The organism is Deinococcus rhizophilus (assembly GCF_030271215.1).
Lineage (GTDB): Bacteria > Deinococcota > Deinococci > Deinococcales > Deinococcaceae > Deinococcus > Deinococcus rhizophilus.
On sequence record NZ_JASNGB010000011.1, the window covers coordinates 24,864 to 36,018 of the forward strand.

Sequence of the window (11,155 nt, forward strand, 5' to 3'; positions counted from 1 at the left end):
GGCGCAGGCTACACCGCAGCCTGGGGCAATAAACTGGGGCAATAAAAAAGCCGCCTCTTCGGGCGGTGATGGGAAAAATATAGCGCGGTATGCAGTATTCGTCAAGACCCGCTGGGCGATACGGTTGCTGTTCAGTCCGTTGTCGAACCGGGAGGGCGCCGACAGGGCAACTCCTTTCCCGGCAATCGTCCTGTTCCTGCCCGCCCTGCTTCGCCGTCTTCGTGAACGGACGCCCCTGGGAACGCCGCTCCTCAGCTTTGCAAGTCCACCCGGGGTGAGCAGCTTGGGGAACTGGTCAACCGGAACCCGTATGGATGACGAATCACAGGACGTTTCCTGGCGCTGGGAGTCCGGGCCATACGCCTCTTCACCCGTTGCTCCGCAGGTGCCCCCTGCTCCGTGGCCCTGCTGCGTGGCTCTCCGAGGCTCCTGCAAGGGCAGGGGAGCAGGGGAGAGGGTCAGCAGAAGACCCCTCTTCCAGGGGAAGAAGGGCCCCGCGCCGCGAGGGGGGTGGGGGGTCTTACTGCGGCAGCTCTACCGGGCCACGCCCATCGCCCGGCTCTCCCGGATCACGGTGACCTGCACCTGACCGGGGTATTCCATGTCCTGTTCGACCCGTCCGGCGATCTCGCGGGCGAGCAGGGTGGCGCCCGCGTCGGTGACCTGCTCGGGCTGCACGATCACGCGCACCTCACGGCCTGCCTGAATCGCGTAGGCCTGCTGCACGCCGGGAAAGGCGACCGCGATCTGCTCGAGCTGCTCGAGGCGCCGCACGTAGGCTTCGAGTTCCTCGCGGCGGGCACCGGGGCGGGCCGCGCTGATCGCGTCGGCGGCGGCGACGAGAACCGAGTACAGCGTCTCGCCGTGTTCGGGGTCGTGGTGGTGGGCGACCGCGTCGATGACCTCGTGGGGTTCCCCGAAGCGCTTGGCGAGGTTGATGCCGATCTCGACGTGGGTGCCCTCGATCTCGCGGTCGATGCTCTTGCCCACGTCGTGCATCAGCCCGGCGCGGCGGGCGAGCCCGGCGTCGAGGCCGAGTTCGTCCGCCATGATCCCGGTGAGGTGCGCGACCTGCACCGAGTGCTTCAGGACGTTCTGACCGTAGCTGGTGCGGAAATACATCCGGCCCAGCAGCTGCACCAGCCCCGGCTTGAGGCCCACCACCCCGGCCTCGATGGCGGCTTCCTCGCCCTGGGCATGCATGAAGGTCTTCATCTCGTCCTGCGCCCGCGTCACCATCTCCTCGATGCGGGTGGGATGAATGCGCCCGTCGGCGACGAGGGCCTCAAGAACGTGCCGGGCCACCTCGCGCCGCACCGGGTTGAAGCTCGAGAGGATCACCGCTTCCGGCGTGTCGTCGATGATCAGGTCCACCCCGGTCAGCGCCTCAAACGCGCGGATGTTGCGGCCCTCGCGCCCGATCAGGCGGCCCTTCATCGCATCGTTAGGAATAGGCACCACCGACACGCTGAGCTGGGCACTCGTTTCGGAGGCGCTGCGCTGAATCGCCTGCGCGATCACGCTGCGGGCGGTGCGCTTCGCCTCGGCACTGGCGCGGGCCTCCATCGCCTTGACCCGGATGGCCTTTTCCTCCTCCAGCTCGGCGTCGAGGTGCGCGAGAATCTGCTCGCGGGCCGCTTCCGGGGTGAGTCCCGCGACCTCGTACAGCCGCAGGTCCACCTGCCGGGCACGCTCGGCGAGGTCGGCCTCCTGACCCGAGAGCGCCCGCATTTGGCCTTCCAGCCGCTCCTCCAGTGCGTCCAGGCGGTCGCCCCGGGCGTCGAGTTGCTCGGCTCGGCGGTTGAGGCGCTCGATCTCGCGCTTGAGTTCTTCGCGCTCGTGGCGGGTTTCCTGGCGGTCGGCACTCAGCGTCTCGCGCTCGCGGGCCGCTTCAGCCAGAGCGCGGGTGCGCTCGGCCTCGACCTGCACCCGCAGGGTCTGGAGTTCCTCGCGCCCGGCGTCCACGCCAGCGGCGGCCTGCCGCTCACGGTCCTCGGCGTCCTGAAGGCGGCGGGCCGCGTCCAGCCGGGTCTGCTCGGCCTGCGAACGCAGTTGCCGGGCCTCGGCCTCGGCCTGGGTCAGCATCCGCTCAGCCTCGGCGCGGGCCTCGCGCTCCACCTGATCGTCGTGCGCCCGCTGTTCGCGGCGCCCCCGCGTGTGACCGGTGAAAAATCCGCCGATCACCCCCCCCAGGAGCGCCAGAATGACATACAGAATGGTCATGGTGGCTCCTTTTTCGTTCTCTTGATGTTGGCCAGGGGTGCCCTGTCCCACCCACCCGGAGGGCACCCCGATACAGTGAAGCGTGAGGGGCCGCATCTGGCCCCCACCCGGGCAGTCTAACGCCCGGCTCCGGCCCTCACGGAGAAGACCTTCCGGCGCCGGGAGAGTGGGACAGCTTCCCCCGGCCCGGACGGCTCCCGGGGGTGCGCGGCAGGCCACCGGGGGTCATAGGATTTCCGTCCAGTCCGTTCTCAAATCGGGACAGCACCGATTGGGCCGCTCCTCTTCCGGAGGCCGTTTTGCTCCTTCCTGCTCTGCCCGGATTGAACAGTTCTTGCAGCACCCGTCAAAAAGAAAGCGTCAAAAAGAAAGTCAGAAAGAAGGAAGGTCGCTTTTGGACCGAGCGGACCGGCAAAGCGCCGAGGGAGAGGATGGAGCCGTGGGAGGTGCCCTTCCTCTCACGGCGTACTGCGGACAACTGCTCCAGTCGCTGTTCAATCGGAGGCCGTATCAGTTCACCGCGCGGTCCAGCCCTGCCCACAGCTCCCGCCGCAGCAGGAACTTCTGGAACTTGCCGCTGGCCGTCTTGGGGAGGTCGTCGCGGAACTGGTAGTGCTTGGGCACCTTGTACCCGGCGAGGTGTTCGCGGACGTGCGCGGTGAGTGCCTCCGGGGTGACGGCCGCGCCCTCGTGCAGCGCGATAAAGGCGCAGGGCACCTCGCCCCACCTGGGGTCCGGGTGGGCCACCACGACCGCCTCGCGCACGGCGGGGTGGGCGTAGAGCACGCCCTCGACCTCCACGCTGCTGATGTTCTCGCCGCCCGAGATGATCACGTCCTTGTTGCGGTCGCGAATCTCGATGCGTCCGTCGGGGTGCCGCACCGCCACGTCCCCGGTGTGGAACCAGCCCCCCTCGAAAGCGGCGGCGGTGGCTTCCGGATTGTCCAGGTAACCCGCCATCACCAGATTCCCGCGCACCATGATCTCGCCCAGCGTGTCGCCGTCGGCAGGCACCGGGGTCAGTTCTGGGGTCATCACCTCGACCTCCCCGGCCAGGGGCATCTCGAACCCCTGCCGCGCGGTCAGGGCGGCGCGGTCGGGGACGGGCAGCGCCCGCTGCGACTCGGACAGTTCGGCCACCGTGATCAGCGGGCTGGTCTCGGTCAGGCCGTACACCTGCACGACCTCGAAGCCCAGGGCACTCATGTCCGCGATGGTGCGGGCGTGGGGCGGGCTGCCCGCCGTCGCCACCCGGACCCGGCGGGGAGTCGGTCGGGCGGTGGTGGGGTCGGTGATCAGGCTCAGCACCGTGGGCGCCGCCGCGAGGTGCGTCACCCCGTAGGTGTGGACCGCGTCGTGGATGGCGTCCCCGCGCACCGCCGGGAGGGTCACGTGGGTGGCCCCCACCCCGAAGGGCGCCCACACGCCGCCCCAACCGTTGGCGTGAAAGTCGGGCAGGGTGTGCAGGTACACGCTGTCGGAGTCGAAGTGCAGCGCGTACAGCACGCCCACCGCGTTGAGCAGCAGGTTGCGGTGGGTCAGCATCACGCCCTTGGGACTGCTGGTCGTGCCCGAGGTGTAGTTGACCGTGATGATCTCGTCCTCGTCGTCGAGCACGTAAGGCAGGGGAGAGGGGTCGTGCGCCTCCAGCCGCTCACCGAAGTCGCTTCCCCGCCCCAGCGTCCACAGCGGGATGCCCAGCTCGCGGCAGGTGGCCTCCACCTTGGGGGCCAACGACACGTCGGCGAGCACCAGCGACACCTGCGCGTGCCGCAGCTGAAAGGCGTATTCCTCCGGCACCAGCCGCGTGTTCAGGGGCACCAGCACCCGGCCTGCCCACGGCACGCCCGCGTAGGTCAGCAGGCCCTCGTGGGTGTTGGGCGAGAGTACCGCGACCCGGGCGCGTGGCGGCACCGCTCCCGCCACCGCCCGCGCGAGGCGGTAAATCCGCCTGCCCCACTCGCGGTAGGTAAAACTCGGGCCGTCGGGCTGGGTCACCGCGATTTCCTGCGGGTACGTCTTCAGGCCGCGCCGAACGAGGTCCAGGGGGGTCAGGGGCGTCTTCATGGGGGCACCTCCAGGGGAAAGACTCGGGTTGTGGGTGCCCTCACTGTAAGCCGGGAGGAAGGGGGCGCAGGCGTTACACCCTGGGGAATGGGGAACGCCCTCAGCGGCCGGACTGCAGGGCCGCCTGCCACCCCGCCCGCGTGACCCGCGCGAGCACGGTGAACGAACCGTCTGGCCGGGGCCGCAGCACTGCCGCCTCGCCCTCGGCGAGCATCCACCCCGTCGTCAGGCGGAGATTTTGCTCGTGGGTGACGATCAGGGTGTTGGTGCCCGCGCGGGGCGGCGTGCCCAGCAGGGCGCGGAGGTTGGCGACCACCCGTCCCCGGTCCGCCCCGGTCCCGCTGCGGAAGCAGGGATTGTTCAGCGCCGGGGTGGGCGTCACCCGCCCGGCCAGCAGCGCGGCGCTGTCCCGGTTGCGGCAATACTCGCCGCTCAGCACCGTGCCGAGCGGAAGGCGCAGCTCCCGCAGCAGACTGCCGACTGCCCGCGCCTCTGCCCGCCCCTGGGTGCTGAGCAGGCGCTGGGCCGTGCAGTCGCCCGGCGTCACGTTGGGCGTGTCCGCCCCCTCGGTGCCAAAGTGCCGGAAGTACAGCACCAGCCCCCCGGCCCGCAGTTGCGAGAGCAGGGCGGGGCTGACCTCCTGCGGAATCCCGCCCGACTGGGCGGCGGCGGGAGAGAGCAGGAGGGAGAGGGCCAGACACAGGCGGCGCATGGGCCAGCGTAGGCGGCTGTCGTGGGGGCGACCGTGCTCAACCCGCCCAAAGAAAAAACCCCAGCCGGGAGACTGGGGCCTGCTGCACGGGTTCGCGCTTACTTCTGCGCGTGCACCACGAGCTTCATCGGGATGCTGACCTCGGGGTGGGCGCGGTACACGATGTCGTACTCGCCGATCTCCTTGACGGTCTTGGGCATCTCGATCCGGCGGCGGTCCACGTCGAAGCCGAGCTGGTCGAGGGCGTCGGCCACGTTGCTGTGGGTCACGGCGCCGTAGATCTTGCCCTCGCCCGCGCGGACGCTAAGTTCCACGGCCACGCCGTTCAGGCGGCTGGCGAGGTCCTCGGCCTGGGCCTTTTGCTTCTCCTGCTGCTTCTTGCGGGAGCGCAGCTGGGCTTCCAGGGTCTTCATGTTGGCGGCGTTGGCGGGGGTCGCCATGCCGCGCGGAATCAGGAAGTTGCGGGCGTAGCCGGGCTTGACGCTCACGACGTCGCCGGTCTGGCCGAGGCGGCCGGGTTCCAGAAGGATCACTTGCATGTCAGGGTCCTCCTTTACTTCCGGACCAGCTTCTCGGTGTAGGGCAGCAGCGCGAGCTGGCGGGCGATCTTGATCGTCTGCGAGATGCGGCGCTGGTGCTTGGCCGAGAGTCCGGTGCGGCGGCGGGGGAGGATCTTGCCGGTGTCAGAGACGAACCGGCGAAGCATCTTCACGTCCTTGTAGTCGGTGATTTCCAGCTCTCCGATGGAGAACGGGTCCACCTTGGGCTTGCGGGGACGCTTGGGTCCCTTGCCGCGCGGCTTGCGCTCGGCGCTGTTTCCTTGGGTCATGGGGAGTCCTTACACCCTGCCTCTTAAAACGGCAGGTCTTCTTCTTCCGGCGGGAAATCGTCGAGACCTTGATCAATATCCAAGCCCCCCGAACGGGTCCCCGTGTTCGCCGCCCGGGCCGGTTGGCCCTGGGGACGCGCCTGACTGCTCGCGGTCTGCGTGCGAGGTCCGGCGGGGGTGGCTGCGGGACTGCCGGGTGCGCCCGCGCCTCGGGAAAGGGCTTCGACTCGCGTCGCCTCTACTTTGGTGGAGTTGCGTTTGTTGCCGTCACGGTCGGTCCACGCCTCGTTCACAAGTCGGCCCTGCACCAGGACGGGATCGCCCTTTTTCAGGTCCTTCATGCTCTCGGCAAGCTCACGCCACAGCGTCACGTCGATCCAGTGGGTCTTTTCCTGCTTCTGCCCAGCGCGGTCGTTCCAGGTCTCGTTCACGGCGAGGCCGATTCCGAGCACCGCGTCTCCGGCGGGGGTGTAGCGCAGTTCGGGATCGCGGGTCACGTTCCCGATGAGGACCACCTCGTTCATGCCGCTGCCCATGCGTACGCCGCCTCCAGCGTCCTGCACGAGCTCGGGCGCGTAGCCCAGTTGCTCCATGCGCAGGGACTTGACGCGCACCATGCTGCGCTTGCCGCCTTCCGGCGCTTCCCAGGACGAGTATTCCAGGTTGCCCTCGACCATCACGGCGTCGCCGCCCTTCAGGTTGCGCTCGGCCTGCCACTCGGCAGGCTTACCCAGAATGCTGACCCGGTGGTACCAGGGGAGCTTGCGCTCACGGCCGTCGTTGCCGACGATGTGGTCTTCTCCAGCCACGGTCGCCTCGAAGACCGCCGTGCCGTTGGGCGTGTAGCGGAGTTCGGGATCGCGGGCGAGAGCACCGATCAAAAAGACGTGGTTCATGCCTCGGGCCATAACTGGGTCTCCTTATTTGCTGGCGGGGTACAGGATGTACACGTACTGGGAGCTTCTGACTGGCTGGCGGGATTGGCCCTTGCGGGTTGACCGGAGCATAGCAACTCCGGCCCGATTACGTCAATAGCGTAATCAGGCCTTCTTGGTCTTCCACTCCGGGCGGTCCTTGACCACCAGGATGCGGCGCACGTTGTCGCGCAGGCGCAGGGGAGCAGCGATGGTCTGCTCGGGGTTGCCCCCGGCCCGGATGGTGTACATCAGGTAATAGCCCTCGCGGTCCTTGTCCACGGCGTAGGCGAGTCGGCGGTTGCCGAGGTCGTCGAGGTTCGTGATCTCGGCCCCGTTGCCGCGCAGGGTGTTCTCGATGTAGTCCTTCTCGATTTGCACCTGTTCGGCGCTGAGGTTGGGGTTCAGAATCAGGTTCAGGTCGTACTGGTTCATGGTTCACCTCGCTTCCAGCCGCGTGCAGGCCGAGTGCTTTCCACATGGGCAAGCCTCGCCGCGCGGCGCAACTGGCAACTTTAGCAGAGACGCCGCCGCCTTGCCAGAGCGCCCTGGCCCATGCCCCCACCGCCCCCTCCCGCCGATCAGGGCCCGGTACGCTGGGGCATGAGCGACAGTCAACCACAGCACGGGCAGCCGCAGCACTGGATGGACGGACTCCTCGATATCCTGCAGGAAGCGGTGGAGGGTGGTGAGCTGGGGCAGGGCACCGCCTTTCTGGACGGCACGGCGGCGGATGGAAGCGGCAACCACGGCCTGCTCGCCACGCTGGCGGCCCTGAGCGCCGAGCAGGCCAGCCGGGACGTGAACGGCACGTCGGTCGCCGGCCAGGCGCGGCACGCGGCCCTGCATCTGGAGGTCGTCGTGCGCTGGGAACGTGACGGGGACCGGGGACCCTTCGACTGGAAGGGCAGCTTTCACCCTGCGGAGGTCAGCACCCCGGAGTGGGTCGACCTCCAGGCCCGGGTGCGGCAAGCCTACGACGGGGTGGTGGCCTTCGCCCGCACGCAGACGGACTTCCCGGTGACCGGGGACGCGACCGGGGGACTGGCCGGGACCATCGCCCACGTCGCCTACCACCTGGGTGCTATCCGGCAGATGGTCAAGGCGCTGGGGTCCGGATGACCCCGTCCGTTCGCCCTTTCGCTCCCGAGGACGCACCCGCCTGGCTCGCCCTCGTGAACCGCGTGACCGGCCGCCAGACCACCCTGGACGCTTTTCACGCCGAAGAGGCCCGGCGCACTTCGGCGCACTTTAGCCGCCGCTGGGTGGTGGGCGAGAGGGAAGAGCTTCGGGGGCTGGCGCACCTCTACGCCTTCCCCTTCGATCCGCCGGGCTTCCTGCACGCCAGCATCTTGGTTGCGCCCGAGGCGAGGGGACAGGGGCCAGGCCAGGCGCTGTGGCACACCCTGGAAGCGGCCGCCCGCAAGCACGGTGCAGCGGGCCTCGCCGCTGACGTGGCCGAGACTGACTCCGGGAGCCTGAGGTGGGCCGAGCGCCGGGGCTTTGGCGTCCACGCCCACCGCTTCGCCTCGGAACTGGACCTCATGACGTTCGGCGAGACGCCCCACCTCCCGGCGCTGGCACGGGCGCGAGCGCGGGGAGTGGCTTTCACGGACCCCGGCGCGGCGGGTGGGCGGACAGTGGAGCGGTATCTGGCGTTCGTGGCGGACCGCCTCACCGAAACACCCGACCTCGCCGGACACCCCCGCTGGCCGTCCGCTCAGGTCCGCGAGGCACTGCGCCTGGACGGGCATGGCCGCCTCGACTGGCTGATTCTGGCGGTGGGGCCAGGGGGCCACTGGCTGGGCACAGCTGCGGTGATTCCCCAGCGCGACCTCGCCCACAACCTCCTCACGGCCACCCACCCGGAAGCGAGGGGCCAGGGTCTGGCCCTTCCCCTCAAGCTGCATGCCATCCGCCGGGCACGGGCGGCGGGCTTCCGGGTCATGCGGACCAACAACCACAGCCAGAACGCGCCCATGCTGGCCGTCAACCGCCGTCTGGGCTTTGAGTCGCGGCCTGGTCGGTACGCACTGCACCTGCCCCTGGCCGCTACTTCCGGCGCTTGAAGGGATTCCAGCGGCTCCCGGCGTCGGCGGCTTCCGGCGTGGCGGGCAGGTCCCCGACCGGCGCGTGCCTTCCGACGGGGCGCGGAGCCGGGGCCTGCGCCAGAGGTGGGCAGGCTTCCTCGTCCTTCTCTCCCAGAGCCGTCAGCAGGGCGCGGCGCAGAGCATCCGCCGCAGGGCGGTCGCCGGGCCGCTTGGCGAGGCACAGGTCGAGCAGCCGGGCGACGGGCCGGGCCAGCTCCGGACAGTGGGCCGAGAGCGGCGGCGCGAAACGGTTGAGGTGCGCGGCCATCAGCTCCTCGTAGGTGTCCCCCTGAAAGGGCCGCGCCCCGGCCAGGACCTCATGGGCAAGCACCCCCAGGCTGTAGACGTCGCTCGCCGGACTGCTGGGGTCGCCCCGGTAGATCTCGGGAGCCATGTAAAAGGGACTGCCGCTCGCGTGCCCCCCCTGCGCCGTGAAGTACGCACTGCCCAGGTCCCCCAGCGCGGCCCGCCCACCGTCCAGATAGACGTTCTGCGGCTTCACGTCCTGATGCACCACGCCTAAGGCGTGCAGGTACGCCAGTCCGGAGGCGAGGTCCGCGAGGAGGCGCAGCGGCGACTCCACCGGCCGCGCCCCCCGCGCGTGCCCGGCCAGGGCGTCGGACAGCGTGCCCTCCGCGTAGTGCCGCAGGGCGAGGTAGGCCCGCGCCCCGAACGGACTCCCCGCGTAGCCGCGAATCACATGGGGGTGCCGGAATTGCAGCGTCAGCCGCACCTCGTTGGCAAAGCGTTCGGCCGCTTCCTGGTCGCGCAGCGTGCACTCCAGCGGCACCTTGAGGGCCACCTCGCGCCCGCGCGGGTCCTGCGCCAGGTGCACCAACGAGGTCTGCCCCCGCCCCAGCACTTGCAGGAGGCGGTAGCCCGGAGGGGTTCGGTCGGAGGAGGAGCGCTCTGGAATCATGGCAGGGGGGTAAGGGTGAAGGGGACCCCGTAAGTTCCCCTACAGTGTCCCCAGTCTAGAGCGGCGATGTCACCGCAATCTGTCGGAATGTGGGGCAGCCTTACTCGTCGTCTCCGGCATCGTCGGCGGCGCGTTTGCCCGCCAGCCACTCCAGCCCCGCCCACATCAGGTCGTCGAGGTCGCCGTCAAGGACGTCGGCCGGGTTGTGCTTCATGACGCCTGTGCGGTGGTCCTTGATGTACTGCTTGTCGAGAACATACGAGCGAATCTGCGAGCCCCACTCGATCTTCTTCTGCTCGCCCCTCGCCTTGGCTTCCTCCTCCTCGCGTTTGCGCATCTCGATGTCATAGAGGCGCTGCTTGAGAATCTGCAGGGCGATCTCGTGGTTCTTGATCTGCGAGCGCGTCTGCTGCGAAGCCACCGCGATCCCGGTCGGAAGGTGGGTCAGGCGCACCGCCGAGTCGGTGGTGTTGACCCCCTGTCCGCCCGCACCCTGCGACCGGAACACGTCGCGCCGCAGGTCGGAGTCGGGGATGTGAATGTCGATCTCCTCCTCCGGCACCTCGGGCACCACGTCCACCGACGCGAAGCTGGTCTGGCGGCGGTTGTTCGCGTCGAAAGGCGACACCCGCACCAGGCGGTGAACGCCGTGCTCAGGGGCCATCATCCCGAAGGCCTTCTCGCCCCGGATGATGAATTCGATGCTCTGGTAGCCCGCCTGATCGCCCGGCTGTTCGTCGAGGATGTCTACCTTGTCGCCCCGGCGCTCGGCCCAGCGCATGTACATCCGCGCCAGCATTCCGGCCCAGTCCTGCGCCTCGGTGCCGCCTGCTCCGCCCTTGACCCGCACGATGGCGGCGGTGTCGGCATGCTTCATGGTGAACAGCGTCTCGCGGTAGAGGTCGTCCACCCGTGTTTGAAGGGACGCCTGTTCCTCGGCGAGCATCTCCTGCTCGTCCTCGCTGGCGATCTCCAGCATTTCCGTCAGGCCGCCCGCGTCGCTCTGCAAGGAGCTGTATTCCTCCACTATGCGGCGCAGGCTGCCCGCCTCCTGGGTGACCTGCCGGGCGCGGCCCGCGTTGTTCCAGAGTTCGGGGTCGCTAAGTTCTCGGTCCAGTTCGTTCAGGCGCCTCGTCTTGCCGGGAATGTCAAAGGTACTCCCGGAGCGACGCCAGCTTGTCCAACAGTTCCTGCATGGGCGTGCCTCCCTTCCGCGGCCTTCCCGTTGAGCGGGAGCGCGGGCTGATTGCCACCGGGAAGTATAGGTGAGCGCTCCATACAGGCGGAGGACCGCCGCCACCGCCCCGGTTTGGCCTCCGCTTGGACCCCCAGCCAGCCGCACGTTTTGGGAGGATGTGCAGACTCGGGCGGGGGGAGTTGACAGGCGTGGGGGCGGGGTGT

The 11,155-nt window shown here is 69.0% G+C and carries 11 protein-coding genes; 2 read left to right on the forward strand and 9 right to left on the reverse strand.

The features are described 5' to 3' along the window. Positions 1–534 precede the first annotated feature (534 nt). From rny to rpsF, 7 genes are all read right to left on the reverse strand, one after another. The gene (gene rny / locus QOL99_RS02845; RefSeq protein ID WP_285521104.1) at positions 535–2,223 is read right to left on the reverse strand and encodes a ribonuclease Y; all 1,689 of its coding nucleotides are present in this window, start codon (positions 2,221–2,223) and stop codon (positions 535–537) included. Positions 2,224–2,733: 510 nt separating this feature from the next. Further along, a complete protein-coding gene (locus tag QOL99_RS02850; protein ID WP_285521105.1) occupies positions 2,734–4,290 on the reverse strand; it encodes an AMP-binding protein in 1,557 nt (518 codons plus the stop codon). A gap of 100 nt (positions 4,291–4,390) precedes the next feature. After that, positions 4,391–5,002 (reverse strand): histidine phosphatase family protein, encoded by a 612-nt coding sequence (locus tag QOL99_RS02855; protein WP_285521106.1) that lies wholly within the window; start codon positions 5,000–5,002, stop codon positions 4,391–4,393. A gap of 98 nt (positions 5,003–5,100) precedes the next feature. After that, positions 5,101–5,541: a 50S ribosomal protein L9 gene (gene rplI / locus QOL99_RS02860; protein WP_285521107.1), complete on the reverse strand. Its 441-nt coding sequence runs from the start codon at positions 5,539–5,541 to the stop codon at positions 5,101–5,103. Between the two features lie 14 nt (positions 5,542–5,555). Further along, positions 5,556–5,831, reverse strand: coding sequence for a 30S ribosomal protein S18 (gene rpsR / locus QOL99_RS02865; RefSeq protein ID WP_152871553.1), 276 nt, complete (start codon positions 5,829–5,831; stop codon positions 5,556–5,558). A gap of 23 nt (positions 5,832–5,854) precedes the next feature. Beyond that, positions 5,855–6,739, reverse strand: a complete 885-nt coding sequence (gene ssb, locus QOL99_RS02870; protein ID WP_285521111.1) for a single-stranded DNA-binding protein — start codon at positions 6,737–6,739, stop codon at positions 5,855–5,857. A 132-nt stretch (positions 6,740–6,871) separates the two neighbouring features. After that, on the reverse strand, positions 6,872–7,180 hold the full coding sequence (gene rpsF, locus QOL99_RS02875; protein ID WP_285521114.1) for a 30S ribosomal protein S6: 309 nt from the start codon (positions 7,178–7,180) through the stop codon (positions 6,872–6,874). 168 nt (positions 7,181–7,348) lie between these two features. On the opposite strand from rpsF, the gene QOL99_RS02880 reads away from it, so the two are divergent. After that, on the forward strand, positions 7,349–7,867 hold the full coding sequence (locus QOL99_RS02880; protein ID WP_285521116.1) for a DinB family protein: 519 nt from the start codon (positions 7,349–7,351) through the stop codon (positions 7,865–7,867). Further along, on the forward strand, positions 7,864–8,814 hold the full coding sequence (locus QOL99_RS02885; RefSeq protein WP_285521117.1) for a GNAT family N-acetyltransferase: 951 nt from the start codon (positions 7,864–7,866) through the stop codon (positions 8,812–8,814). Before QOL99_RS02880 ends, QOL99_RS02885 begins: the two co-directional genes overlap by 4 nt. On the opposite strand, the gene QOL99_RS02890 is transcribed toward QOL99_RS02885, so the two are convergent. Then, positions 8,798–9,754: a serine/threonine-protein kinase gene (locus QOL99_RS02890; protein ID WP_285521118.1), complete on the reverse strand. Its 957-nt coding sequence runs from the start codon at positions 9,752–9,754 to the stop codon at positions 8,798–8,800. The two genes, QOL99_RS02885 and QOL99_RS02890, sit on opposite strands and share 17 nt — an antisense overlap. A gap of 100 nt (positions 9,755–9,854) precedes the next feature. Then, a protein-coding gene (gene prfB / locus QOL99_RS02895) for a peptide chain release factor 2 (protein ID WP_285521120.1) occupies positions 9,855–10,950 on the reverse strand; the annotation gives its coding sequence in 2 pieces (ribosomal slippage) (positions 9,855–10,904 and positions 10,906–10,950; 1,095 coding nt in all). Between the last annotated feature and the right edge of the window lie 205 nt (positions 10,951–11,155).